At 73.0% G+C, this 25,642-nt stretch carries 20 protein-coding genes, 1 tRNA gene and 1 pseudogene; 14 read left to right on the top strand and 8 right to left on the bottom strand.

Annotation, left to right across the window (positions count from 1 at the left end):
* Positions 1–78: 78 nt before the first annotated feature.
* Positions 79–675 (bottom strand): VOC family protein, encoded by a 597-nt coding sequence (locus tag VF632_RS10525; protein ID WP_331022840.1) that lies wholly within the window; start codon positions 673–675, stop codon positions 79–81.
* 167 nt (positions 676–842) lie between these two features.
* Between VF632_RS10525 and VF632_RS10520 the strand changes: the two genes are divergently transcribed.
* Positions 843–1,466, top strand: coding sequence for a PadR family transcriptional regulator (locus tag VF632_RS10520; RefSeq protein ID WP_331022839.1), 624 nt, complete (start codon positions 843–845; stop codon positions 1,464–1,466).
* A 343-nt stretch (positions 1,467–1,809) separates the two neighbouring features.
* On the opposite strand, the gene VF632_RS10515 is transcribed toward VF632_RS10520, so the two are convergent.
* Together VF632_RS10515 and VF632_RS10510 are read right to left on the bottom strand one after the other, a co-directional pair.
* Complete coding sequence (locus VF632_RS10515; RefSeq protein ID WP_331022838.1) at positions 1,810–2,145, bottom strand: helix-hairpin-helix domain-containing protein; 336 nt, start codon at positions 2,143–2,145, stop codon at positions 1,810–1,812.
* Positions 2,142–2,639 (bottom strand): VOC family protein, encoded by a 498-nt coding sequence (locus VF632_RS10510; RefSeq protein ID WP_331022837.1) that lies wholly within the window; start codon positions 2,637–2,639, stop codon positions 2,142–2,144. Before VF632_RS10510 ends, VF632_RS10515 begins: the two co-directional genes overlap by 4 nt.
* Before the next feature lie 331 nt (positions 2,640–2,970).
* Here VF632_RS10510 and VF632_RS10505 point away from each other — a divergent pair.
* A tRNA-Arg gene (locus VF632_RS10505) sits at positions 2,971–3,044 on the top strand.
* A 149-nt stretch (positions 3,045–3,193) separates the two neighbouring features.
* Here the strand turns inward: VF632_RS10505 and VF632_RS10500 are convergent.
* Both VF632_RS10500 and VF632_RS10495 read right to left on the bottom strand, forming a co-directional pair.
* Positions 3,194–3,835 (bottom strand): hypothetical protein, encoded by a 642-nt coding sequence (locus VF632_RS10500; protein WP_331022836.1) that lies wholly within the window; start codon positions 3,833–3,835, stop codon positions 3,194–3,196.
* Positions 3,836–4,227: 392 nt separating this feature from the next.
* Positions 4,228–5,523 carry a hypothetical protein gene (locus VF632_RS10495; RefSeq protein ID WP_331022835.1) on the bottom strand — a complete coding sequence of 432 codons (1,296 nt, stop codon included), beginning with the start codon at positions 5,521–5,523 and terminating at the stop codon, positions 4,228–4,230.
* A 563-nt stretch (positions 5,524–6,086) separates the two neighbouring features.
* On the opposite strand from VF632_RS10495, the gene VF632_RS10490 reads away from it, so the two are divergent.
* The 9 genes from VF632_RS10490 (at position 6,087) to VF632_RS10450 (ending at position 19,237) form a co-directional block, all read left to right on the top strand.
* On the top strand, positions 6,087–7,967 hold the full coding sequence (locus VF632_RS10490; RefSeq protein ID WP_331022834.1) for a chemotaxis protein CheA: 1,881 nt from the start codon (positions 6,087–6,089) through the stop codon (positions 7,965–7,967).
* Complete coding sequence (locus VF632_RS10485) at positions 7,957–8,343, top strand: response regulator (RefSeq protein WP_331022833.1); 387 nt, start codon at positions 7,957–7,959, stop codon at positions 8,341–8,343. The genes VF632_RS10490 and VF632_RS10485 overlap by 11 nt, the downstream gene beginning before the upstream one ends.
* Complete coding sequence (locus VF632_RS10480) at positions 8,340–8,762, top strand: chemotaxis protein CheW (RefSeq protein ID WP_331022832.1); 423 nt, start codon at positions 8,340–8,342, stop codon at positions 8,760–8,762. The genes VF632_RS10485 and VF632_RS10480 overlap by 4 nt, the downstream gene beginning before the upstream one ends.
* Complete coding sequence (locus VF632_RS10475; RefSeq protein ID WP_331022831.1) at positions 8,759–10,741, top strand: methyl-accepting chemotaxis protein; 1,983 nt, start codon at positions 8,759–8,761, stop codon at positions 10,739–10,741. Before VF632_RS10480 ends, VF632_RS10475 begins: the two co-directional genes overlap by 4 nt.
* Positions 10,734–12,617: a HEAT repeat domain-containing protein gene (locus tag VF632_RS10470; RefSeq protein WP_331022830.1), complete on the top strand. Its 1,884-nt coding sequence runs from the start codon at positions 10,734–10,736 to the stop codon at positions 12,615–12,617. Before VF632_RS10475 ends, VF632_RS10470 begins: the two co-directional genes overlap by 8 nt.
* Positions 12,617–13,462: a protein-glutamate O-methyltransferase CheR gene (locus tag VF632_RS10465; protein WP_331022829.1), complete on the top strand. Its 846-nt coding sequence runs from the start codon at positions 12,617–12,619 to the stop codon at positions 13,460–13,462. Before VF632_RS10470 ends, VF632_RS10465 begins: the two co-directional genes overlap by 1 nt.
* A complete protein-coding gene (gene cheB, locus VF632_RS10460) occupies positions 13,459–14,517 on the top strand; it encodes a chemotaxis-specific protein-glutamate methyltransferase CheB (protein ID WP_331022828.1) in 1,059 nt (352 codons plus the stop codon). Before VF632_RS10465 ends, cheB begins: the two co-directional genes overlap by 4 nt.
* A complete protein-coding gene (locus tag VF632_RS10455) occupies positions 14,517–16,124 on the top strand; it encodes a hybrid sensor histidine kinase/response regulator (protein WP_331022827.1) in 1,608 nt (535 codons plus the stop codon). The genes cheB and VF632_RS10455 overlap by 1 nt, the downstream gene beginning before the upstream one ends.
* 446 nt (positions 16,125–16,570) lie before the next feature.
* Positions 16,571–19,237, top strand: coding sequence for a PAS domain S-box protein (locus tag VF632_RS10450; protein ID WP_331022826.1), 2,667 nt, complete (start codon positions 16,571–16,573; stop codon positions 19,235–19,237).
* Positions 19,238–19,710: 473 nt separating this feature from the next.
* On the opposite strand, the gene VF632_RS10445 is transcribed toward VF632_RS10450, so the two are convergent.
* Both VF632_RS10445 and VF632_RS10440 read right to left on the bottom strand, forming a co-directional pair.
* Positions 19,711–20,205, bottom strand: a complete 495-nt coding sequence (locus tag VF632_RS10445) for a hypothetical protein (RefSeq protein WP_331022825.1) — start codon at positions 20,203–20,205, stop codon at positions 19,711–19,713.
* 36 nt (positions 20,206–20,241) lie between these two features.
* Complete coding sequence (locus tag VF632_RS10440; protein ID WP_331022824.1) at positions 20,242–21,783, bottom strand: pre-peptidase C-terminal domain-containing protein; 1,542 nt, start codon at positions 21,781–21,783, stop codon at positions 20,242–20,244.
* A gap of 180 nt (positions 21,784–21,963) precedes the next feature.
* Here VF632_RS10440 and VF632_RS10435 point away from each other — a divergent pair, with 180 nt between their 5' ends.
* The 3 genes from VF632_RS10435 (at position 21,964) to VF632_RS10425 (ending at position 25,324) form a co-directional block, all read left to right on the top strand.
* Positions 21,964–22,212: a hypothetical protein gene (locus VF632_RS10435; protein ID WP_331022823.1), complete on the top strand. Its 249-nt coding sequence runs from the start codon at positions 21,964–21,966 to the stop codon at positions 22,210–22,212.
* Positions 22,213–22,467: 255 nt separating this feature from the next.
* The gene (locus VF632_RS10430) at positions 22,468–24,276 is read left to right on the top strand and encodes a methyl-accepting chemotaxis protein (protein ID WP_331022822.1); all 1,809 of its coding nucleotides are present in this window, start codon (positions 22,468–22,470) and stop codon (positions 24,274–24,276) included.
* Positions 24,266–25,324, top strand: a complete 1,059-nt coding sequence (locus VF632_RS10425) for a BMP family ABC transporter substrate-binding protein (protein WP_331022821.1) — start codon at positions 24,266–24,268, stop codon at positions 25,322–25,324. The genes VF632_RS10430 and VF632_RS10425 overlap by 11 nt, the downstream gene beginning before the upstream one ends.
* A 130-nt stretch (positions 25,325–25,454) precedes the next feature.
* Here VF632_RS10425 and VF632_RS10420 read toward each other — a convergent pair.
* A pseudogene (locus VF632_RS10420) lies at positions 25,455–25,642 on the bottom strand (hypothetical protein); the annotation flags it as partial.

The raw sequence follows: 25,642 nt of genomic DNA, 5'->3' as shown, positions 1-25,642 counted from the left end.
GGACGGGCAATCGAAACAGTCCCGCGGAACGGAGTGATAAAGGTGGCGCGCGGCGCGCGCGGGCGATCTGCGCGGCACTCACGGGTCGACCCCGGTGGTCGTCGCGGCGGGCGGGGCCGGCGGGGCCGGCAGGCGCATGGAGAACCCGACCGTGGTGCCGCCGGGCTCGCGCACGTACAGCTCGGCGGTGCCGTAGAACGTCTCGTGGCGCGCCTTCACCACCGGGGCGCCGGCCAGCGCGGCCTCGATCGCGTCAAGGTCGTCCACCTCGATGAAGAGTGCCGCGGCGTGTCCGGCGAGGTCGCGCGCTCGCTCGGGGCGCGTGGCCTCGGGCTCGGCTGCGAGCACGCTCGCGCGCGACTGGTACATGATCTCGACGGCGTCGCGCTCGGCGCTCGCGAACACGAGCCGGCCGTCCTCGCCCGGGACTGCGTTCGCCTGGCGGAAGCCGAGGCGCTCGGTCCAGAACGCGAGGCACGGCTCGACGGCGTCGACGACGAGCACCGGCGAGAGCTTGCCGAAGTGAGCGCGGGGGCCGGTCGGGGCGGGCGAGCTGTCCCACGCGGCCAGCAGGGCGGGGGCGCTCACGGCCGTTACGGCCATGGCGGTGGCCTTGCCCAGGAACTCGCGGCGGTTGGTCTGCGGACCCGCGTCCGCGGAGAGAAGGGGCTGCATGGGCGGTGTAGTGAGAGGTGAAGAGAGAAGCGGGTGGGCGCAGCCGAACGCGGCGCTGGGGACGTCCTCCCGGCATCATCTAGTCTAAACTAGACTACCCCCGGCGTCAACTCGGCGCGGCCCGTCGATCTTGACGCGCGGTGCGGCGCGGCGTACTCTCCCCGGCCATGCCCCGCCCCGCAGCCGAGCGCCACGAGCGCCTCACCGCCGCCGACCTCGTCGTCCTGGGCCTGCTCCTCGAGCGGCCGATGCACGGCTACGAGGTGAACCAGGAGCTCGCACTGCGCGAGGTCGGCGACTGGGCCGGCGTTTCGCGCCCGCAGGTCTACTACTCGCTCCGCAAGCTCGCCGACGCCGGGCACATTGGGCCGGCCCCCGGCCGCGCCGCCGGCGCCGAGCGCGGGTCCACCGAACGGGGATCCGGCGGGGGCGGGCCGGAACGCCGCGTCTTCCGGGTGACCGCGGCGGGGCGGCGGGCGTACGCGGCCGCGCTTGCGCGGCCCGAGTGGGCGACCCAGCGTCCGCCACCGCCCTTCCTCACCTGGCTCGTGCTCGCGACACAGGGCGACCCGGCGGTACGGGCGCTCCAGCTCGCTCGGCGGCGGGCCTTCCTCGAGGCCGAGGCGGCACGGGAGCGGGCGACTCTCGCGGCGATCCGGGCCGATACGGGGCCGACGGTCGCGGTCGCCGAGCTCATCGTGAGCTTCACCATCCGCCAGTTCGAGGCGGAACTGGCCTGGCTCGGCGAGGTCGCCGCGGCGCTCCACTGGGGGCACCAGGAACCCGATTGACGAAACACCCTGTGAGACAACGTGAATGCCCCGCATGGCTTGCCGTGGGGGGCATTCTCTTTGGTGCCTGCGAGCGGCCACCTGGTGCCGAGCTATCGCAGGGGCAAAGGCTCCTGCGGCTGCGCGCGCCGCACCTCGTCACGGGCCACGAGCCGGGAGATCGCCCCAGCAGCCGGGCCGCCTCGGCGGCCGAGCGCTCGCCTGTGCGCCCTCTGCAGGAGCGCATCCAAGCCCCCGGCGCGGTAGAGCGCCAGGTAGCGCGAAATCGTGGCGCGGTGCCTTGGCTGCGGACCGCACCCGAGGTCGCGTAGGCCACGGCCGCTCCCTCCAAGGTCCCCGAAGGTTACGGGCCGGAGTGCGCCCGCGCCGCGAGCGCGCGTTTGCGCTCGGCGGTGTAGTGCCACCACGGACGTGCGGGCGCGCCCTCCATGAAGCGCACCGCCGAGAGGAACACGTCGAGCACGCACGGGTCGTGGCGTACGCCGGTCGCGGCGCATAGCGCGTCGTAGAGCGCGTACGGGTCACGCCCGGCGAGGTCGCCGGGGTGTGACACTCCGATGCCGCGCAGGTCCCCGGCGATGGACGGCCCGACGTTCGGCAGGTCCTCGAGCCGCGCGACCGTCTCGCGCGTGATCGAAGGTGGCGCGCGGCGCGCGCGGGCGATCTGCGCGGCACTCACGGGTCGACCCCGGCGGTCGTCGCGGCGGCCGGCGCCGGCGGGGCCGGCAGGCGCATGGAGAACCCGACCGTGGTGCCGCCGGGCTCGCGCACGTACAGCTCGGCGGTGCCGTAGAACGTCTCGTGGCGCGCCTTCACCACCGGGGCGCCGGCCAGCGCGGCCTCGACCGCGTCAAGGTCGTCCACCTCGATGAAGAGCGCCGCGGCGTGTCCGGCGAGGTCGCGCGCTCGCTCGGGGCGCGTGGCCTCGGGCTCGGCTGCGAGCACGCTCGCGTGCGACTGGTACATGATCTCGACGGCGTCGCGCTCGGCGCTCGCGAACACGAGCCGGCCGTCCTCGCCCGGAACTGCGTTCGCCTGGCGGAAGCCGAGGCGCTCGGTCCAGAACGCGAGGCAGGGCTCGACGGCGTCGACGACGAGCACCGGCGAGAGCTTGCCGAAGTGAGCGCGCGGGCCGGTCGGGGCGGGCGAGTCCGCGGAGAGAAGGGGCTGCATGGGCGGTGTAGTGAGGGGTGAAGAGAGAAGCGGGTGGGCGCAGCCGAACGCGGCGTTGGGACGTCCTCCCGGCATGGTCTAATCTAAACTAGACTACGCCCGGCGTCAACTCGGCGCGGCCCGTCGATCTTGACGCGCGATGCACTCTACCCGGCCATGCCCCGCCGCGCAGCCGAGCGCCACGAGCGCCTCACCGCCGCCGACCTGGTCGTCTTGGGCCTGCTCCTCGAGATGACATCGTGCGCTTTGGTTGTGGCGGGTTTGCCCCCGTCCCGCCGCTAGAAAGATCGGTTGACCGAAACGGCGGATCGGCTTACCTTTTTAGCCGTTCGCCCTCGTAGCTCATCCGGATAGAGCGCAGGATTCCTAATCCTGAGGTAGTGGGTTCAAGTCCCGCCGGGGGCACTGAAGAGAGGGTCGCACCGCAGCCGCGGTGCGACCCTCGTTCTTTATGCGTGATGGTTTGCTTGCACGTTCGCGCACGCCCTGCCAAAAACGTTCGCAGACGTCCAGCGGGACGGCTCTGCACTGCGCAGCCGCAGGTGCCGCGTTCATCATCCGCGTGGTTCGTTCCACTCCAGGGCCTGGAGCGCGGCGCCGGCCGGCGTGAGGCGGTACACGTGGACTGCGTTCACGACCTGATGCTCTGCGAAGCCGTTGCGGACGAGCCACTGCATGTCGTCCGTGACGAAATAGAACTCCGCCGCGCCACTCTCCTTGGCTGCTTTCTCCCATGCCCGGCTGATCTCGCGGGCGGAGCACCACCCCGTCTCACCCAACACCCACTCCCGCGGGCGTATGTGAGTTTCCCCAGCCGCGTCTCGCAGTCCGGAGATGGCCGCTACGACGCCGTCCCGCAGATAGACTCGGGTCTCCCGGCCTGCAAAGGGCGGAGTGACGACCGCTGGGGCGATGCCCGCCGTTGCGGCAACCCGGTCCGCGCCCTTCTGCGTGATCCGGTAGATGAACACGGAACGGGTACCTCCTGGCGGGCGAACGTCGAGCTGGCGCACGAGGCCCCTTTTCGCGAGGGCGCGGAGCTCATCCGATGTTCCCCACTGTCTGGTGTCGGCTTCTACGTAGCTCGCCGTTGCCCAGCCACGGGTGGCGAGCGCATGGATACCAGCCTCCCGCGCGATCAGGTGGAGCAGGTACGTCAGAATCGGTGCAGCCGCTAGCGAAAGTGAGCTTTTCATGCTCCCAGCGTACCCGTCCAAGCGCCACCTGAAAAAGTGCCACTTAATGACGGACAGCAGCTGGATTGACTCTGTGGCGAAAAACGTGTGGCAAGGGTATTTTCACGCGAGTCGGCCCAGGCTGGGTGCCTGGGCCGATGCTACCCGACTTCCTCGACGGAGCCTCCCATGAAATTGCGCGCGTCCCTCGTAGCCGCTGCGCTACTTCTCTGCGCAGCGTGCAACTCGAGCCCGACTTCAAGTGCTGCTGGCGCCGGTCCTTCGGGGAGCGGAGGACTGGTTCTCGGGTCAGGCAATCGGGGGCAGGACTCCACCACAACGACACAGTCCATGCCCCAGGACAGCTCTGCTACAGCGGCGGACGATGGGGGCTTGGTGCTGGGTTCGGGGAACTAGTCGTCCTGGGCCCCGCGGGAGCGGCGGGGCCGCCACGTCGGTCCCCGCCAGCGAGCCAGCCGAAGCTGCAGCTCCGCTGCCAAGGTTCGCAGGTACCGCCCTGCGGGGTCATCTTCTGGGCAGGTCTCCACCCCCTCAATACGATGTTCGGTTTCAGCGGCGAGTTGTGTGGCGAGCTGAAGGACCACGGGGTCGTCGTTCTCACGTGCCGCTCTGATCGCTTCATCCGCCAGATCTGCGGCTACGTCCCAAAGCTCGAGCAGTCTAGCCCCCTCGCCCGCGCTATAGATCGCGCCCGCCCACGTTGATCGCTGGGCAAAGGCCATCGCACGGATTTCGCTCAGGGCAGATCGGAAAACCTCTTGATTCCCTGCGCCGCCGGCTGCTCGAGCCAGCGAGCCGAGGACCACCAGTCGCTCGACCGGCCTCTGAATGTGCTTCAGCACAGCTGGCAGGATGGACGTTGCGGCTGAGTACAGGCCCCGGTTGATCAGCAGGAAGGCGACGTCATGCGCAAACGCGGGGAATCGCTTGTGGTGCACGGGATAGACACTCAGGGCACGGTAGGCAAAGAATACCGCGCGGGTGATGTCGCCGTGGATCGTTGCCACGCCCAGAGCGTCCTGGTACGCCTCCGCCGCCTTGCCGCGCAAACCCCCGCGCTTGGCGGCGTTGCCCGCACGGCGAATCAGGGCCATCGCGGGATAGTGCTCACCCCCGTCCCTCAGCACCGCCGCGAGGCCTAGATATCCGCTGGCGTACTGCTTCTTGTTCTGTGACCGCCGCGCCAAGCCGATCCCCCGGGAATACCAGACCTCAGCCCGCGGGCGATCTCCTGCCCTGCGGCACACACGGCCGGCATCGTTTGCGAGTCGCGGATCCTCCGGATCTACCATCGCGGCCGCCTCGGCAAACTGCATTGCAGTTTCGTATGCGCTACGCTGCTCTGCCCACCCCGCTACTTTTCTGCACGCCGCGATCACTTCCTTCTCGGTGGGTGGATCCACTGAGCCGTGGAAGCGGGCGAAGACATCCAGCAGGCGCGCGAGATCGGGTTCGGTACGCTCGATGGATGCGCGCCGATCCGCGATGGAGTCGTCACGTCCGCTGAACAACGCCTCACGGTTCTCTATGGAGTGGGCCCATAGCCGGACCCTTGCCACGGCCCTCCACAACTCTACGGCGAGGATGTCGTCGTCGATTTCCACGACAACGGAGAGTTCCCCCAGAACCCAGTTCGGGGCAGTCCAGATGCAGCCGCGCTCGTTCTCTGCCGCGCGATCGACGCCCATATCGGGAAAGCCTCAAAGGGGTACTCTCGATGTGACACCTTAACACAACGTCCAGATACACGCTACCTGAAGGCGACATCCCATGAGCGGATGGGATTGCGTTCCCGCGATGTATCCCCCCGCCGGATTGAGCGCCCGGCGGCGGAGCCCTCCGGATCAGTTCCCGCTCCCCAGGAGGTTGAGCCCGCGATGAAATCTGCGCGCCGCGTCCTCCGGATCTCGTTCCTCAGCAGGCTGTGGATCGACGAACGGCCCGCCTGTCCTCGAGCCAGGTGCGGGTTTTCTCTGGCGCACTGGCTTTGCCGCTGCCGGTGCCTCCGGCTTCGGGGTGCTGCTCATGGGTACCTCCAGATGCCGCCATGTGAGTTCATGCCGGACCCCCGGCGCACGCTCACGGTGGCGCATCTGTAGGCGCCCCAATAGTGTGATTTTGTGGCACTTCCCGGATAGTGCGACTTTGAGGCGGATTGCGTGTTGGCAGCTCATCCGCGACCGATCACCATCGTCGTGCCGCTTGAGGTGCTGGTTCTGCCGCCCGCCGCTGCCGGTGGTCGTAAGTTTGCATGGCAGTTTACATTGCGGGCACCCACCATCGGCACTGGACGGACACGCTGTCGGACCTGCTGGACCTTTCCGAGCTCTTCGGCGACTTTCGCGACGAGGGCCGCGCCCAGCTGGCGCGGCTCGATGCCGTGCTGGCGGGGCTGGATGCCGGACAGGCGCCCGACGAGGCCCAGCGCGCCGAGCTGCTGCGCGCGCTGCACACCATCAAGGGCAATGCCGCCATGCTGGGGCTGCGGCCCCTGCAGGAGCTGGTGCACGGCGTGGAAGACGCGTTCAAGCACGCTCCCGCGCCCGCCGTGCTGCCGCTGGAGACGCTGCAGCGCGCCGCCGCCGCCCTTCACCGCGCGCTGGAGGCCGCGGGCGGGGCGGAGCAGGAGCAGGCCTTTGCGCCCTTGGCCCCCCTGCGCGCGGAGCTCGCCGACGCGCTCGCCGCCCCCGCGCCGTCCGCCGAGGCCGCGGATGACGCGGAGACCCTGGATGACGCATCCGCCGCGGTTCCATCCGCCGCCGGCGGTGCGCGAGCGGAAGCCCCGACATCCACGGAAGCCGCGCCGCTTCCATCCATCCCGCCGCGCGTTCCCCTCCCGGCCGACAGCGCCGTGTCGCCGGCCGTGGCGCCCGCACCTGCCGCGCGGACGCCATCGCCCGGGGACGCGCCGGCGCCGGAGCGCCGGAGCGACGCGGGGGCACGGGAAGAATCGCTGCGCATTCCGTTTGCCCGGCTGGACCCGCTGCTGGGCCAGGTAGACGACCTGGTGCGCGCCGTGGAGGGGCTGCGCGCGTGGATGGCGGAGAACGCGCAGGCGCTGCAGGCCGCGAGACTGCGCCGCGGCGCCGCCGAGCGGCTGGAGGAGCTGGAGGCGTCGGCCTCGGCCGTGCGCCGCGGCGCCACGTCGCTCCGGCTGGTGGCCGTGGAGCGCGTGTTCTCGCGCTTTCCCCCGCTGGCCGCCGAGCTTGCTCGCGAGCGCGGCAAGCGCGTGCGCGTGGAGCTGCACGGCGAGGGGACGGAGCTGGACAAGGCCACCTCCGACGCGCTGCTGGACCCGCTCCTGCACCTGGTGCGCAACGCCGTCGACCACGGCGTGGAGCCGCCGGACGAACGCCGCGCGGCCGGCAAGCCCGAAACGGCGACCGTCCGCCTCTCCGCCGCGCAGGAGGGCGACCGCGTGCGCATCGAGGTAGAAGACGACGGGCGCGGGCTGGACCGCGCCGCCATCGAGCGCCGCGCCCGCCAGCTGGGCCTGGTGGCGGAGGGCGAGGCGCTGGACGAGGAGGAGATCGACGACCTGCTCTTTCGTCCCGGTTTCAGCACGCGGACCGTGGCGGACGAGGTTTCGGGGCGCGGCGTGGGGCTGGACGTGGTGCGCGAGGCCGTGTCGCGGCTGCGCGGCCAAGTGCGGGTGGAGGACGGCGACGAGGGAGGCACCCGCTTCGTCCTGCTCGTTCCGCTGACGGTGGCGCTGGTGCCCGTCCTCTTCTTTCAGGCCGCGGGGGAAACCTTCGCCATCCCGGCGCTGGACGTGGAAGAAACCCTCCGCGCCGGCGCGCCCGGCCGCACGGGCCCGGCGGAAACCGTCGCCGTGCACGACGAGGCCGTGCCGCTGGTGCGCCTGGACCGCGTGTTCGGCTGGGCGCCGGCGCCGGACCCGCGCTTCGTTTTGGTGCTGCGGCGCGGGGCGCGGGCGGCGGCGCTGGGCGCCGACCGGCTGCTGGCGCAGGACGCCGCCGCCGTGCGCGCGCTCCCGTCGGCGCTGGGCGGCCCGCGCGGCGTGTCGGGCGCGGTGGTGGACGCGCGCGGACGGGTGGTGCTGCTGCTGGATCCGGGGGAGATGCTGGAGATGAACGTAGACCTGTACCGGGGAGGCACGGGTGGGGGATGAACGGCGACGCCGGCTGCTGGTGGTGGAAGACAGCCCCATGATGGTGCGCATGTACCGCATGGTCCTGGGCCCGCACTACGAGCTGGCCTTTGCCGCCGACGGGGCCGAGGGGCTGGACGCCGCCGCGCGCGACCCGGAGGTGCACGGCATGGTGGTGGACATCAACATGCCGGGAATGGACGGCCTGGAGTTCATCCGCCGGCTGCGGGGGGAGCTGGGGATGACGTCCGTCCCCGTCCTCGTCTGCTCCACCGAGGCGTCCGAGGCGGACCAGGCGGCGGCGCGGCAGGCGGGGGCAAACGGGTTCCTTCCCAAGCCCTGGCAGCCCGCCCAGCTGCTGGCCGCGCTCGCCGCGCGGCTGGACGGAGCGGCGTGAGCACGCTGTCGGTGAGCGTGGGGGGCGCGGAGTTCGGCATTCCCGCCGAGCGGGTGCGCGAGGTGCTGCGCCCCCCGCCGGTCACCCGGGTGCCGTTCGCGCTGAATGGCGTGCGTGGCATTTCACAGGTGCGCGGGACGGTGCTGGCCGTCGTGGACCTTGGCGAGCGGCTGGGGCTGGCGCCGGTGGGGGCGGCGGGACGGCTGGTGGTGGTGTGGGGGGGCGGACGGGAGGCGGTGGGGCTGCTGGTGGACCGCGTGGTGGGACTGCTGGACGAGGACGGGGACGAAGAGGCGGCCCCGGATGAAGCAACGGCGGCGCTGCCGCCCGGATGGCTGGCCGGCATCGCCGTGCCGGGGTCCGGGCGCCGCGTGGCGCTGCTGCACCTGGAACGTGTCCTGGGCGAAGAGGCGAGATGAGCGTGTCGGAATGGTTCGGCGACATGCGGGTGCGCAACAAGATCCTGCTGGGCTTCGTGCCCGTGCTGGCGCTGATGGGGGTCATCGCCTTCACCGTGGCCGTGCAGGGGCGGCGGCTCACCCGGCTGGATGCCGAGTCGCGGCGGGTGGAGGACGTGCAGCGCGCGGCGGTGCAGCTGGAGGTGGCGCTGGCGGACCGCACCCTGGCGTATCGCGACTTCCTGCTCAGCGGGCAGGACACGGCGCTCACCATGTACGCCGAGGCCGACCGGCGCGTGGAGTTTTTCCACGCCGATGCCAAGCGGCTGGTGAGCGACCCCGTGCAGGAGGCCCGCCTGGACAGCGTCGTCACCTTTGCCGGCGACTGGGTGAGCACCGTCGCCACGCCCGGGATCGCGCTGCGCCGGGCCACGCTGCAGGCCGGCGGGCCGCCGCTGGACTCCGTCGCCCGTTTCGTCCAGTCCGGTGCGGGGCGGCGGGGGGCCAACCGCGCCCGCGACGTGCTGTCCCGTTTCCACGAGCAGGAGACCAAGCTGTCCATGGCGCGCCGCAACGACGTGCGCGCCGCCACCGACCGCGCGCGCGACACCGCCGTCTGGCTCACCGTGCTGGCGCTCGCCGTTGCGGTGGGCACCGCGTGGTTCCTGGCCACCCGCATCGGCAAGCCGCTGCAGGAGGCCGTGCGCTTTGCCGGCGGCGTGGCGGAGGGCGACCTGACCGGGCAGGCGAAGGCGGGGAGCCGCGACGAGCTGGGGCAGCTCACCGACACCCTGAACCGCATGTCGCGCGACCTGCGGGGCGCCGTGGGGGGCGTGAACACCGCCGCGGTGCAGACCGCCGCCGCGGCCGAGCAGATCTCGGCCACCTCGCAGCGCATGGCCGCCACGGTCGACGAGCAGGTGGCCGCCACGGAGGAGACCTCCACCTCCATGGAGGAGATCGCCGCGCAGATCACCCGCGTGGCCTCCATTGCGGAGTCGCTCGCGGCGTCGGTGGAGCAGACCAGCAGCTCCATCGCCCAGATGGGGCAGTCCATCGAGCACACCGCCGGCAGCGCCGACACGCTGGGGACGGCGGTGGAGGAAACGTCCGCCACCATCGAGGAGATGGCGGCGAGCATCCAGCAGGTGGGCCGCCACGTGGACGAGACGCGCCGCATTGCCCTGGACGCCAAGTCCGCGGCCAGCACCGGCGGAGACACGGTCGAACAGACGGTCGCGGGGATGCGCCGCATTCACGACGAGGTCAACCGGCTCACGGAGCGCATGCGCGTGCTGACCGCGCAGGGCGAGTCGGTGGGGCAGATCTCGGAAACCATCGAGGACATCGCCGACCAGACCAACCTGCTCGCCCTGAACGCGGCCATCGAGGCCGCGCGCGCGGGCGAGCACGGGCGCGGCTTCGCGGTGGTGGCGCAGGAGATCCGCCGGCTCGCCGAGCGCTCGGTAGAGTCGGCGCGCGAGATCGGCCACACCATCAAGGCGGTCCGGGGCGGCGTGGATTCGGCGATGGAAAGCAGCGGCGCGCTGGGCGAGCGGACGGAGCAGGGAATCACCCTGGCCGAGGCGGCGGCCACCGCGCTGGAGCGCATCGTGGCCGCGGCGGCGCGGACCGCGGAGCTGATGCAGGAGGTGTCGCTGGCGACGGAGCAGCAGGTGCTGGCCGCGCGGCAGGCGCAGCAGGCCACGCAGCACATCCAGCACGTTTCCGAGGAGGTGCGCATCGCCACCCGCGAGCAGGCGCTGGCCAGCCGGCAGATCGTGCAGGCCACGGAGAGCATGAACCAGCAGACGCAGGAGGTCTTCGCGGCCACCGCCGAGCAGAAGCGGGGCGGGGAGATGATCCTCCGCGCCACGGAAAACATCGCGCAGGGCGCCCGCGCCGCGCAGGCCTCCGTGCGCGAGGCCCGCAGCGCGGCCGACGACGTGGCCGCGCAGGCCGCGCGCCTCACCGAGCTGGTGAGCCGCTTCCGTGTCTGACCCGGCACTGGCGGAGGAGCTGGCCGGGCTGCTGGAGGCCGGGCGGGGCGGCGAAGCGGCGGCGCGCGCCCTGGCCGGCGCCGCGGACGAGCGCACGTGGGTGCGCGACCGCGCGCTGGCCGCGCTCCCCCGGCTGCGCCACGCCCGCCTCCTGCTTCCCGCGCTGGAGGCCGCCCTGCGCGACGGGGGCGACGCAGGCCGCCGCAACGCCGCGCGCTCCATCCTGGCCGCCCTCGCCGCGCCGGGGGCGCTGGCCGGCGCACTGCGCGCGCTGGACCGCCTGGTGCGCCACGACGCGGACCCCGACGTCCGCCTGCTGGCCGCGTCTGCGCTGGGCGAATCCGCCAACCCCGCCGCGCGTGGCGGGCTGGAGGCGGCGCTGGGCGACGCGGACGCCAACGTGGCCGCCGCGGCCGCGGACGCGCTGGGCTCCCTGCGCGATCCCCGCTCGGTCGAGGCGCTGGCCGCCGTCGCGGGGGGCGGCGATCCCTGGCGCGCGCTGGCGGCCGTCTTCGCGCTGGGCCGCATCGGCGCGGCGCGGGCGCTGCCGGCGCTCGCGGCCGCTACGGCCGATCCCCTGCTCGCGGGCGCGGCGGTGGAAGCCATCGGCGAGCTGGGAGAGCCGGCGGGGCTGGATGCGCTGCGCGGCCCTGCCTTCGCGGACGACGCGGAGCTGCGCCGCGCCGCCCTGGCCGCGGCGGCGGGGCTCCTTCCCGGCGCGCCGCCCCCGCTCCCGGAGTGGCTGCGCGAAGCGGCGCGGGCGGACGCGGACGCCCTCGCCGCGCGCTTCTCCGGCGGGGCGCCGGCGGACGAGCGGGCCGCGGTGCTGCTGGGCGTGGCGGGGACGGAAGAGGCGGCGGCGCTGCTGGCGGACGCGCTGGGAGACTCCGAGCGCGGGCCGGCGGCCGCGGGCGCGCTGGGCTTGCTTCCCTCCGATGTCGCCTTGGCCGTCCTCCTTCCCCGCATCGAGGCGGCGGACGCGGGGGCGCGCGAGGAGCTGCTCGCCGCGCTTCCCCCGCTGCCCGACCGCGCCGCCGCCGCGCGCGTCGCCGCGCTGCTGGACGACGCCGACCCCGAGGTGCGCGCCACCGTGGCCGAGGCGCTGGGGCGCGCGGCGCCGGCCGCGGAAGTGCGCGCGCTGCTGGGCGAGGCGCTGGCGGAGCCCGGCCGGCGCGCCGGGGCCGCGCTCGCGCTGGGCCGTCTTCCCGGCGGCGCCTGCCAGCTGCTGGTGCCCCTGCTGAACGACCCGTCCGCGGAAACGCGGCACGCGGCGGCGGAGGGCATCGCCCGGTGCCCGGGAGACGCCGTGGCCGCCGCGGTCGCCGCCGCGCTGGCGCGGGAAACGGACCCGGCGGCCATCCGCGCGCTCGCCGCGGCGCTCGCCGTCACCGGCGGGGCCGCGGCGGTGGCACCTCTCGCCCTCCTGGCGCGCGGGACGGACGCGGGCGCGCGCTTCGCCGCGGTGCGGGCGCTGGGGCGCACGGGCGCGGCGGAAGCGCTGGAGGTGCTGCTGCAGGTGCTGGGCAGCGGGGACGACCCGGGGCTGGAGGCGGCGGCCCTGCACGCGCTGGGCGAGCTGGGCGACCCGCGCGCGGCCGAGGCCGTGGCCGCGCGGATCGACGGGGACCACCGCGACCTGCGCCGGGTGGCCGCCATCGCGCTGCGCAAGATCGCGCCGGCGGGGGCCGAGGAGCGGCTGGTGCGCGCCCTGGCCGACGCGGACTGGCGCCTGCGCCTGGCGGCCGCCCGCACGCTGGAGCGGGTGCATGCGCCCGGCGCGGAGCCCGCGCTGCGCGCCGCCGCGGAGCACGACGCCGACCCGCTCGTCCGCCGGGCCGCCGTCCGCGCCCTCGCCGCCCATACGGCCGCCGGCTGATGGCGGTTCCGTTCAGCGACGAGGAGTTCCGCCTGTGGGCGGAGTGGCTGGCCGAGGAGCTGGGCCACCGCTGGGGCCCCGAGCGGCGCGAGATCCTGCGTACCCGGCTGGAGCCGCGGCGCGCGGCGCTGGGCTTGGAGTCGTTCGACGCGCTCCTCTTCCACCTTCGCTTCCACCCCGAGCGCGAAGCGGAGCGGGGGCGGCTGGTACCGCACCTGACCAACAACGAGAGCTACTTCTGCCGCGAGCAGGGATCGCTCGACGTGATTGGCGGCGAAGTGCTGCCGGAGCTGGCGGCGCGGCTGGGCCTCGGCGGCCAGGCGCGGCTGCTGAGCGCGGCCTGCTCCACGGGGGAAGAGGCGTACACGCTCTCCATCCTGGCCCGGGAGCGCGGGCTGTTCGCCGCGCCCGGCGCGCTGCGGGTGACGGGGGTGGACGTGGATCCCAGGGCGCTGGAGCGGGCGGAGGCGGGCGTTTACAGCGGCCACGCCTTTCGCGCCACGGACGAGCCCTGGCGCGCCCGCTGGTTCGACCCGCGCGGCGAGGACGCGTGGACGGTCAAGCCCGTGGTGCGCGCGCCCGTGCGCTTCGCATCCGCAAACCTGGTCCAGGACGGCTGGTGGACGGCCCTCCGCCCCCAGCACCTGGTCCTTTGCCGCAACGTGATGATCTACTTCGACGAGGGCGCCGTGCTGCGCGCGGCGCGGGGGCTGTGGGAGGCGCTGGCCCCCGGCGGGTACCTGTTCCTGGGGCACGCCGAGAGCCTGCGCCACGTTCCCATTCCCTTCGAGCTGCACCGCCGCCCCGGCGCGCTCTTCTACCGGCGCCCCCTGGAGGCCGCGTGACGGAAGAGCCCGCGCGCGTGCTGCTGGTGGACGACAGCGCCTTCGTGCGCCGGGCCACGGAGCGCATGCTGGGCCCGCTCCCCGGCGTCACCGTGGTGGGCGGCGCGCGCGACGGCGAGGAGGCGCTGGCCCAGGTGCGCGCGCTGCGCCCCGACCTGGTGATCATGGACGTGGAGATGCCGGGGATGGACGGGATGGCCGCGCTGGAAAGCATCATGCGCGAGTGCCCCACCCCCGTCCTTCTCCTTTCCTCCCACACCCAGGCGGGGGCGGAGATCACCCTGCGCGCGCTGGAGGCCGGGGCGGTGGACTTCATGGACAAGGGCGCCGGCACGGGGATGGACATCCACGCCCTGGCGCCGCTGCTGCGCGAGAAGGTGGCCGCCGCGCTGCGCGCCCGCACCGCCCCGCGCGCCGCGCCCCCGCATCCCCCGCGCCCATCGTCGTCCAGGGCGGGCGCCACGGCTTCGGCCGCGCGGCAGGGGCGGTACGAGGTGGTGGCCATCGGCTCGTCCACGGGCGGGCCGCGGGCGCTGGCGGAGCTGGTTCCCGCGCTCCCCGCCGGCTTCGCGGCGGCCGTGGTCATCGCCCAGCACATGCCCCACGGCTTTACCGAGACGCTGGCGGAGCGCCTGGACCGGCGCAGCCCGCTGCACGTGGCGGAGGCCCGCGACGGCGACCCGGTGGTGCCGGGGACGGTGCTCATCGCCCCGGGGGGACGGCAGATGGCGGTGAAGCGCGCGGCCGACGGCACCCTCTCCATCCGCCTGTGGGACGATCCGGCGAGCCTGCACAAGCCCTGCGTGGACACGCTCTTCGACTCCGTGGCGCGGGCCGCGGGGAGCGCGGCCGTGGGCGTGGTGCTCACGGGAATGGGGAACGACGGGGCCGAGGGGCTGGCCCGCATCCGCGCCGCCGGCGGCCGCGGCCTGGTGGAGAGCGCGCGGACGGCGGTGATCGACGGGATGCCGGCGGCGGCGCGCCCATCGGCGGAGCGCGACGTGGACCTGGAAGAGATGGCCGGCGTGCTCGCCTCCATCGTAGGAGTGGGGTGATGGCGCGCGTTCTCGTGGTGGACGACCAGAAGGTTTCGCGGGCCACCGTGGCCGCCATCCTCAACGCCGCCGGGCACACGGTGGAGAGCGCCTCGTCGGGCCCGGAGGGGATCGAGCGCGCCCAGGCCGAGTGCCCCGACGTCATCGTCCTGGACGTGCAGATGCCGGGGATGGACGGCTTCGAGGTGGTGGAGCGCCTCAAGCAGGACCCGTCCACCGCCCCCATCCCCATCCTGCTCCTCACGGCGCAGGCCCCCACCGAGGAGCTGCTGGTGCGCGGGCTGGACCTGGGCGCCTACGACTTCCTGAACAAGGGGTGCAGCCGCGCCGAGCTGCTGGCGCGCGTGGGCGTGATGGCGCGCATCAAGCGCGGCTACGACGAGCTGGCGTCGGTGGCGCGGGTGTCGGGGCTGGCGCTGGAGGCGGTGGACCTGCAGGCGCTGGCCGACGGCGTGGCCGGGCAGGTGGCGCGCACCTTTCGCGCGGAGGTGGTGCTGCTCGCCATGCCCGGCGCCGTGTCGGTGCCGGAGGTGCGCGCCGGTTTCGGCATCGGCCCCGACGACCCGGGGTGGTTCGTGATGGTGGACCTGGTGCTGGAGCATCTGTCGTGCGCCCCCGGCGCGCCCGCCGTGCGGTTCACCGCCGGGGACGACGGGGAGTGGCCGTACGCCCTGGGCGCGGGGGCCGGGGTGTGCGTGGCACGCTCGTCCAACGGCCCGGCGATGCTCGCCGCCTTTCGGGCGAGCGGGGTGCCGTTCGGCGACGAGGACCTGGCGCTGCTGGGGCTGCTGGGTCGGCAGGCCACGCTGGCGCTGGACAACGCCGTGCTGCACGCGCAGACGCGGCAGCAGGCGCGCGCGCTCGAGGAGCAGGCGGCGGTGCTGGAGCAGGCCATGACGGAGCGCTCGCGCTTCTTTGCCAGCATGAGCCACGAGCTGCGCACGCCGCTCAACGCCATCCTGGGCTACGGCGAGCTGCTGCAGGAGGGGGTGTACGGCGACCTGACGCCCACCCAGGGCGGCACGCTGGAGCGGGTGGTGCGCAGCGCCCGCCACCTGCTGGAGCTGGTGAACGACGTGCTCGACATCTCCAAGATGGAGGCCGGCAAGCTGGAGATGTTCCCCGAGCCCACGGAGCTGGCGCTGCTGCTGCGCGACGTGGCCGGCACGGTGGAGCTGCAGGCGCGCAACAAGAACCTGGAGCTGGAGATCCGCCCGGGCGAGCCCGTGCACGTGGTCACCGACCCTGGGCGGGTGCGGCAGATCGTGCTGAACCTGCTCTCCAACGCGGTCAAGTTCACGGACGCGGGCTCCGTGCGGGTGACGGTGTCGTCGGCCGGCCGGTGGGCGGAGGTGCGGGTGGAGGATACGGGGCCCGGCATCAGCCCCGAGGACCACGAGCGCGTGTTCCAGGAGTTCGAGCAGACGGGCGGGAGCGCCGGCCGCGGCGGCACGGGGCTGGGGCTTCCCATCTCGCGCCGGCTGGCCGGCCTGCTGGGCGGCAGCCTCGGCATCGAGAGCACCCCCGGCCAGGGCTCCGCCTTTACCCTGCGCCTTCCCCTGGCCGCGACTCCCCCGCCGCGCCCCGGCGGCACGCGCGCGCCGTAGCGGCGTCCGGGGGTGCCGCGGGTTGCGGTGGGTGTCCCTGCCTTCAGAATGGCTCCCCACACGTCCCGCCTGTTCCCCTTCCGACACCGCCGGCCGCACTCCCGCGCAACCGATTCCGGCGAGCGGCGCCAGCCAGCGCCGCACGACCTGGCTCCCGCGACACGCGGTGAGGAACTCCGATCTTTTTCCGACGTCACGATAGATCGATCCAGCGGTTGCCACTACACATTCCGAGCGCATTCGTCACCCCGTCGAGCGGCGTTCCCGCTAGGGAACAGAGGCGGCGTACACATGCGGACGGTATGCGCAAAAACGGCGCTGCAGTTGCGTTTTGGGAACCGAGACGGGGGTTGTTGAGGGGGGCCGCCGCCCCGACATTTCGTGCACGCGATATTCGCCGAATTGCCCCTCTTTCGGACACCCCCGCGCCCCCCGGCAGAATGCCCATGCAGGCCACGCTTCCCGCGACGGAAACGCTGTTCGCGCGCGCACCCGTTCCCCTGTGGGTGGTGGATGCCGGCACCGGCGAGGTGCTCGACGTGAACGACGCCGCGTGCCGCGCGTTCGGCTACACGCGTTGCCAGTTCCTTGACCTGGGGCCGCAGGAGATCGGGCCGCTGCCGCCGCGAAACGGCCATGCGTCCGCGCGGCGGCTGCGGCGGGGCGACGGCTCCGAGATCCACGTGGAACTGGCGGCGGAGCGGGTAGAGGTGGAGGGCCGCCCTGCGTGGCTGGTAAGCGCGCACGACGTCACCACGCGCGTCGACGCCGAGCGCGAGCGGCTGCAGGCGGAGCGCGCCCGGTTCGACGCGCTCTTTCGCGATGCGCCGGCCATGGTCGCCGCGACGGAGGGCCCGGACCACGTGTTCACCGTGGCCAACGAGCCCTACCAGCGGCTGGTGGGGCGCAGCGACCTGCTCGGCAGGCCCGTGCGCGAGGCGCTGCCGGACCTGGAAGGGCAGGGCTTCTTCGAGCTGCTGGACCGGGTGTACCAGACCGGCGAGCCGTTCGTGGCCACGGCCGTTCCCATTCGCATGCAGCCCCGCCCCGGCGTGCCGGTGGAGGAGCGGTTCGTGAGCTTCGTGTACCAGCCGGTGCGCGCCCGGGGACACGTGACCGGCATCTTCGCCCACGTGGTGGACGTCACCGACGAGGTGCGCGTGGAGGCGGCCCTGCGCCGCAGCGAGGCGCGCTTCGAGCGGATCGCCTCGAAGGTGCCGGGGATGGTGTACCAGTTCGCGCTGCACCCCGACGGGTCCACGTCGTGGCCGTACGTGAGCGAGGGTGCCTGCAGCCTGTGCGAGGTGGACCGGGCCTACGTGGAGCAGAACCCGTCGTTCATGCAGGAGCTGGTGCTTCCCGAGGACCGGCCGGCGCTGCACGCGGCCATCGCGGCGTCGGCGGCCACGCTGCAGGATTTTCGCTGGGACGGCCGCATCCGCACGCCGAGCGGCGACGTACGGACGGTGTACGCCACCTCGCGCCCCGAGCGCCGCCCCGACGGCACCGTCGTGTGGGACGGCCTGATGCTCGACGCCACGGACCGGGTACGGGCGGCGGAGGAGCTGCGGCAGTCGGAGGAGCGCTTCCGCATCGCGGCGCGGGCCACCAACGACGTCGTGTGGGACTGGAACCTGGTGCTGGGTCGCGTGGTGTGGAACGAGGCGCTGGAAACCGTTCTCGGCCACCGGAAGTCCAGTGCCCAGGCGCCGGCCGAATGGTGGATCCAGCAGCTGCACCCCGACGACCAGGAACGCGTGGTCGCCGGCCTGTACCAGGTGGTGGACGGGAACGGGTCGTCGTGGCAGGACGAGTACCGCATCCGGCGGGGCGACGGCGGCTGGGCCACGGTGCTGGACCGGGGCTACGTGCTGCGCGACCCCGATGGCGCCGCCGTGCGGATGATCGGGGCCATGGAAGACGTCACCCAGCGCAAGCAGCTGGAGGCGCAGCTGGTGGACGCCAAGCGGCTGGAGTCCGTGGGGCGGCTGGCGGGGGGCGTGGCGCACGACTTCAACAACCTGCTCACGGCCATCACCGGCTACACCGAGATGCTCCTGTCCGACGTGGAGCCGGGCGGCGAGATGCACGCGGACCTGATGGAGATCCGCAACGCCGCCGCACGCGCCACGGGGCTCACCCGCCAGCTGCTGGCCTTCAGCCGCCGCCAGGTGCTGCAGCCCCGCGTGCTGAACCTGAACGCCACCATCCGCGACCTGGAGCGCATGTTCCGCCGGCTGCTGCGCGAAGACGTGCGGCTGCAGGTGGAGCTTGACCCGGCGGCGGGGCAGGTGCGGGCCGATCCCGCGCAAGTGGAGCAGGTGCTGCTGAACCTGGCGGTGAATGCGCGCGACGCCATGCCCGCCGGCGGCACCCTGCGCATCACCACCCGCGCGGCCGTGGTGGGCCCGGCCGACGGCCTGTGCGCGCCGCCCGTGAACCTGAAGCCGGGCCGCTACGTGGTCATCTCCGCGTCGGACACGGGCGAGGGCATTGCCCCGGAGGTGCTGCCGCAGATCTTCGAGCCGTTCTTCACCACCAAGCCGGCGGGGCTGGGCACCGGGCTGGGGCTGGCGACGGTGTACGGCATCATCAAGCAGAGCGGAGGCACCGTGTGGGCCGAGAGCGAGCCTGGCCGCGGCGCCACCTTCCACGTGTACCTTCCCGCGACGGACGAGCTTCCCGGCGCCGTGGCCGCGCTGCCGGCGCGGACGCCCGCGGCGGGTACGGGAACCGTGCTGCTGGTGGACGACGACGCCGCGGTGCGCACCTTCGTCCGCACCGTGCTCACGGGCGCGGGATATCGTGTGATGGACGCGGCGGACGGCGCCCAGGCGCTGCACGTGGCGGCGGAGTGCGGCGGGGCGCTGGACCTGCTGCTGACGGACGTGGTGATGCCGCGGATGGGCGGGCGCGACCTGGCGGACGAGGTGGCGCGCCGCTGGCCCGGCCTGCCGACGCTGTTCATGTCGGGCTACACGGACGACGCGCTGGCGGACCACGGAGTGCTGGACCCCACCGTGATGCTGCTGGAAAAGCCATTCTCGCGCGAGGCCCTGCTGGACCACGTCCGCGAGGCGCTCACGCGGGGCGCCGTGGTTTCCACCGGCTGAAAAACGGGTAAGCGGGTTACACGCAAGAGTTGGCTCCTCCGTTGTTCTCGGCCCTCGGCTGCCGCGCCTGTCTTCGCGCTTGCCACCGCTTTGGCGTCAATCCCGGCACGGGCGACTGAAGTCGCTGCAACAACGACCCGAAGTCCGCCTGCGCGGACTGGCTTGCTCCGGTGTGTGGGAGGTCAAGGTGGCACGTCCCAGCTTCGCGCGGCGGGTCCGGCGTGCGGGACGGACCGGTGCACGACCGCAGGTGTGTGGCGGATCCCTCCGTCGCTGCTGTCATCGGCGTGGGGGAAGGTTCACCGGGGCCGCTCCGTCGGGATGACAGCGGTGCGCGTCGGCAGCTGGTGTGCGTGCAGGTGAAGCCCCGGGCGGGACGCGACAGCGGCCCGAGCCGGGGCTTTCCGCTGGTCCAGCCGCGGGTTCACCCGCCGCGGCCTCCGCCCCTCCCGCGTGATCCTGTCTTTCGCTGTTTACGGCGTTGCGGCGGGCACTTCCAGGATGCGCCTGCCGCCCGGGTCCGTCGGCGCGGCCGGGAGGCGCTTCAGAAAGCTGGCGTTCGCGGCGGGGTTCAGGCTGAAGACGTGAAGCCCCGTCTGGCTGAAGCCGTTGTCGTGCTTTACGGTGGCGGCCACCACCAGCCGCTGCTCTCCCGGCCCGTTCACCACCAGCTCCACCTCCAGCGCCACCTCCTCGCCCGCCGTCGCCGCGCCCGTCCATACCACGGGGCTCGCCAGCGCGATGCCGTTTTCCGCGCTCACGTCCAGCGTCAGCGACGGCGCCGACACGCTGGGAAGCCCCACGATCCTTACGCGGCGCCGCCCCGGTCCGGGGTCCGGCAGCGGCACCAACTCCACCGTCACGGGCGCGGTCACCTTGCCTTCGGTCCCGCTCAGGCGGAGCACGCCCGACTGGGCAGACGCGGGGACGGCGGCGAGCATGCAGGCGGTGAAAAGGACGAGCTTCATGAGATCGATGTCGGGGACGGGGTAGGCCGTGCGCGCTCAGTACCGCGCGACGAGCGAAAAGGTGCCCTGGTGGGCGCTGCCGGCGGGCAGCGGCGAGCCGCCCCTGCTCCAGCTCCTCACCTCCACCCGGTAATAGCCGGGCTCCAGCTGCTGCTGGATGCGCTCGCTGTCGCCCACGCCGTTCACCGCGTTCGACGTGGCCACCTGCTCGCCCGTCTCGTCGAACAGGTACAGGTCCAGGTCGGCGAAGTCCTCGTCGCGCGCTTCCAGGATCTTGAGCGTGATCGTCACCTGCCGGCCCTGGGACACGGTGAACCCGTAGTGCGCCGACGAGCGGTACAGGTTACTGCGCCGCGTGCTGCGGCTGTCCACCGTTCCCGTCACCGAGGTTCCCGCCGGCAGCGGCTCGGGAAACGGATCGCGCGGGCGGGGCTCCTGGCCCACGGCGTAGCGGATGCCGCGTGCCTGCAGCGTGGCCGCCAGCAGCCGCCCCTGCCGCGTCTGCGCGCCCAGCACGTCGGCGTAGCGCAGCAGGTAGGCGTCCGGCACCTTGGCCAGCCCGGTGAAGGCCGCCCACAGGGGAGCGAACCCCAGCGCCACCGAGTCGCCCTCCTCGCCCGCCGCGTCGAACCAGTCCCAGAGCGCCGAGCCCACCGAGTGCTCGCTCCAGATGCCGGGAACGTCGTTCCGCGGGGCATCCACCTCCAGGTCCATGTTCAGCAGCACCACCTGCCTCCCGTGGAGCCTCCCCGTGTCGATGTAGGTGGACGCGCCCGTTGCCGCCGCGCCGAAGAAGTTTCCCCACCCCTCCGACCACGCCAGCCGCGGGTCAAGCCGCTCGCCGAAGCCGTGGCCGCCGCCGGGGCTGGGGTCGCTGGAAAAGGCCGACATCAGGAAGTGGCCGTACTCGTGGGCGATCACGTGGTCGTCGTACTCGTCGCTGTCTTCGTCGCGCTTTCCGTTGACGAATACGGCGTTCTGCGATCGGCGGAAGAAGGTGCCTCCCACGTACGCCGTGTCCCAGCGGATCTCCACCTTGGGAAGGGCCACGCCCGGCTGCGCGGCTTGCACCAGCGCGTTCGCCCGCGCGACCGTCGTGGCGATGTTGAAGGCGCCCGCGATCCGAGTGCTGTCCGTCGCCAGCAGATCGGTGCTGACCGCGCGGCCGGGCGTGACGGTCGCCGTCGCCGCCACCATGGCGAATTCCATCCGGTCGCCCACGCGCACCACGGTGGCGTTCTCCGTTTGCGCCAGCGCCCGCACGAACACCGCCTGCCGTCCCCGGAACGTCACGGGAATCGAGTAGGCGCCCTTCGCGTCGGTGAACCCGCTCCCCAGCACCTGCCGCGAGGGCGAGGCGACCACCTCCACCCGCACCCCCGCCGCCGCCGTGCGCACCGGCGCGTCCAGCCGCAGCCCCGTCGGGCCCGCCGGCACCTTCTCGTACAGCACCTTGCCGCGGAACGTGGTGGACTGCGCGGCGGCTGGGCTCGCGGCGGCGATGGACGCGGCGGCGCAGAGGAGAAGCGCACCGTTGCGGCGGAGGCGGAAAAAGAGCCCGGTCGGGAAAAGGGTCACGGGGCCATTCGGGGCGGGGGATGGAGGACGGCGCGGGAGGGGATCGGCCGGTCAGCTCAATCTGCTGCCGTCCCCGGCCATGTCAACCTTCATCATCCGCGCCCCTCCCCGAACGCGGACGAATCCGATCCGCCGGGATCGCTCGTATCCTCTCAGAACGCCCGTTGTCGGGAACCCGGAATGGAAGGGGAGCCGGTGGCCGTACTGGAGCACAAGATGGAATGCGTGGCGGCGTGGACGTACATCCCCGAAGAAGGCGTGATCGCCTGCCGCGGGTGCAGCCAGGTGTATGAATCCACCCCGGAGCGGCGCTTCGCCGCGGACTTCGAAGCCATCCTCACCCGCCACATGCGGGGGATGGCGGAGGAAGGGGTTGCCCTGATCTCGCGCGAGGCGCGGACCAGGCCCCGGTGGGCCGTGAGCGAGTGACCGACAGGGACGCTGGTCATCCATCGGCCATTACCCGCCCCAAATCGCGGAAGTGCCTGCCACACCTGCATTTGACCCCGCCGCGCCGATTCGTTAGACTGGGTTTCCCGTCCAACTGACCGGCCCGCGCGAGGAAGTGCATCGTGCTCGTCTCATCGCAAATACGCCGCTCCCCGGAGCGGCTTACTTCGTTCCCGGCGCCCTCGCCCTCGGGGCCGCCGCCGGCCCCGCTCGCTCCTCAGACGGCCGGGCACCATGGCCGTTAGCCCCTGGACCACGCTGGCCCGCACGCTGCTGGCCGGCCGCCCGTCGCGCGCCCGCGCCCACCTGGGCGGGCTGGGCTTTCGCGACCGCATGGAGATGCTCCCCCGGCTGGCGCTGGCCGCCCTGGCTACCGTGCTGGCCGTGGGCGCCTTCGCCGTGCTGCTGAACCTGCTGCAGGGCGAGCGCATCGGCTCGCGCTACGTACCCGCGGTGCAGCTGGGTCGCAACCTGGGCGAAAGCGTCGAGGCGGTGCAGCGCGGGCTGCAGGACGCCGTCGCCCTGCGCGACACCGCCAAGCTGTCCGACACCGACACCCTGCGGACGCGCTACCTTCGCGACGTGGACGCGCTTCGCGAGACCGGGGCGGTCGAGGGCGCGGAGACGGAGGCGCTCCGCGACGGGTTCGAGGCGTGGTACACCCTGGCCCGGGGGACCACGGCGCGCTTCATCGGCGGCGAAAGCAGCCCGGAGATGATCCGCGACCTGCAGGGGATGACCCGCGGCCGCGCCGAGCTGCGCGCCCGCCTCTCCACCCTGCGAAGCGAGCGCGAGGCCGACATCGGGCGCGTGTTCGCGGCCTCGCGGCGGGTGGGCATCGTCGCGCTGATTCTCGTCCTGGCCGTGGCGGCGCTCGCCACCTGGCTGCTCTGGCAGATCTCGCGCGGCGTGCTGGACTCCGTCGCCACGCAGGTGGCCGAGGCGGTGCGCGTGGCGGAGCGGGTGAGCGCGGGCGACGTGGAAGACGAGTCGGACAACGGCGTGGCGGCGGCCGACGACGAGCTGGGGCGCCTGCTGGCCGCCATGCGGGGGATGACGGCGTACCTGCGCGAGATGGCGCACGCGGCGGACCGCATCGCCGCGGGCGACCTGGACGTACCCGTGCACCCCCGGTCGGAGCGCGACACCTTCGGTCACGCGTTCGTGGGGATGACGGCGTACCTGCGCGACATGGCGGCCGTGGCGGGCGAGATCGCCGAGGGCAACCTCACGCGCCGCGTGCAGCCCCGGTCGGCGGACGACCGCTTCGGTGGCGCCTTCGCCGACATGCAGCAGCGGCTGGGCACGGTGATCGACGAAATCCGCGGTGCCACGCAGACCATGTCGGCCAGCGCCGCCCAGGTGGCGGCCAGCGCGCAGGAGCTGTCGGCATCCGCCACCGAGCAGGCGCAGGCCGTCCGCGAAACGGCGCAGGCGCTGGACGAGGTGAACGCCTCCGCCGGGCAGAGCGCCCAGCGCACCCGCGACATGCGTGGCGTGGTCCTTCGCGGCGCGGGCGACGCGCAGCTGGGCGCCACGGCCGCGGCGGAGACGATGGATGCCATGAAGCGCATCACCGACCGCATCTCCGTCATCCACTACCTCGCCGAGCAGACCAACCTGCTGGCGCTGAACGCCGCCATCGAGGCGGCTCGCGCCGGCGAGCACGGCCGCGGGTTCGCCGTGGTCGCCGACGAGGTGCGCCGGCTGGCGGAGCGCAGCCAGGAGGCGGCGGAGGAGATCGGCGCCATCGCGGGGAGCAGCCGGGGGATCGCGGAGCGCTCCGCCTCGGTGATGGCGCAGCTGGAGCCCATGATCCGCGAGGCCGCCGGGCTGATGGAAGAGGTGGCCGGCGCGTCCGTTCATCAGACGGAGCAGATTTCCCTCGTCCACTCGCGCACCGGCGACGTCGAGGGGATCACGCAGAGCAACGTGGCCGCGTCCGAAGAGCTGGCGGCCACGGCGGAAAAGATGGCCGCCGAGGCCGACCAGCTGGAATCGCGCGTCAGCTACTTCAAACTCCCGGGTGCCCATGGCCGCTGAACGACTTCGTCCCCTCCTCCTCGCGCTCGCCACGCTGTCGCTTGCCGGCTGCGGCGGCGGCGAGACGGCGGGGACCGGCGCGGGGGATTCCGTGTCTGTGGGCCTGGTGCTGAGCAGCGGCGGGCGGGGCGACCGCGGCTTCAACGACGCCGCGCTCACCGGCCTGGCCGCCGCCGCCACCGAGCTGGGCGCCGACACCGCCGTCACCGAGGCGGTGGGCGGGGAAGGGAAGCCCGACGACCTTCGCAAGTACGCGGAGGCGAAGCGCGACCTGGTGGTTGGGGTGAGCTTCATGGCCAGCGCGCCCGCGTTCGAGCTGGCCAAGGAGTACCCGTCGGTGCACTTCGCGGTGCTCGACTACTCGCCCGTGGCTGACGCGCAGGGGCGCGCCCAGCCGCCGCCCGCCAACCTGGCCGGCATCACCTACCGCTCGGAGGAGGGCGCATTCCTGGCGGGCGCCCTGGCCGGGCTGATGACCCGCTCGGGCCGCGTGGGCTTCGTGGGCGGGATGGATGCGCCGGTGATCCGCCAGTTCGAGGCGGGCTATACGGCCGGCGTGCTGCGCGTGTGCCCCGACTGCCGCGTGGACGTGGAGTTCGCCGGCAGCACGCCCGCCGCCTTCAACGATCCCGCGCGCGGGTACGCGCTGGCCGCCGGGCAGTACGCCGCGGGCGCGGACGTGATCTTTCACGCCTCGGGCGGCACGGGCGCGGGCGTCTTCCGCGCCGCGCGCGAGTCGGGAAAGTGGGTGATCGGGGTAGACGTGGACCAGTGGGACCAGGCGCCCGGGCGCGTGCTCACCTCCATCACCAAGAACCTGGGCGTTTCGGTCCGCGGGCTGGTGGGGCAGGAGGCCCGGGGCGCCTTCCAGGGCGGCGTGGTGTCGCAGGGGCTGGCCGAGGATGCCGTGGGATGGATCTACGACGAGCGCAACCGCCCGCTGATCCCCGCCGCCGTCTACGCGCGGGTCGAGACGCTGCGCCAGGCGGTGATCGCGGGCCTCATCCAGGTGCCGCGCGTTCCCGAAAGCGCCACCGCAGGCCCGTAGGAGGACGAAGAATCTCACGCGGAGGCGCGGAGGAACGGAGAGCCGCGGAGGCGTTGGGTGCCCCTCCGCGGCTCTTCAGTTTTCCTCCCCGCCTCCGCGTGAAAGATTCACACAGAGTGCGAAGCCGGTGTCAGAGCGCCGGAACCACCTTGCCGTCGAAGATGCGAATGGTGGTCTCGTCGAAGCGGGTGAGTTGGAAGAACGCGTCGTCTTCGTTGAAGGTGAGGCTCATCTCCTGGAGCAGGCCGATGGCGATGGCCTCGCCGAAGGGAAGCGACTCGGTGTAGTCGCTGCGCCAGTGCACGCCGGCTGCGTTGC

It is taken from the genome of Longimicrobium sp. (assembly GCF_036388275.1).
In the GTDB taxonomy this organism is placed as follows: domain Bacteria; phylum Gemmatimonadota; class Gemmatimonadetes; order Longimicrobiales; family Longimicrobiaceae; genus Longimicrobium.
This window is presented reverse-complemented; position numbering and strand designations above follow the sequence as displayed.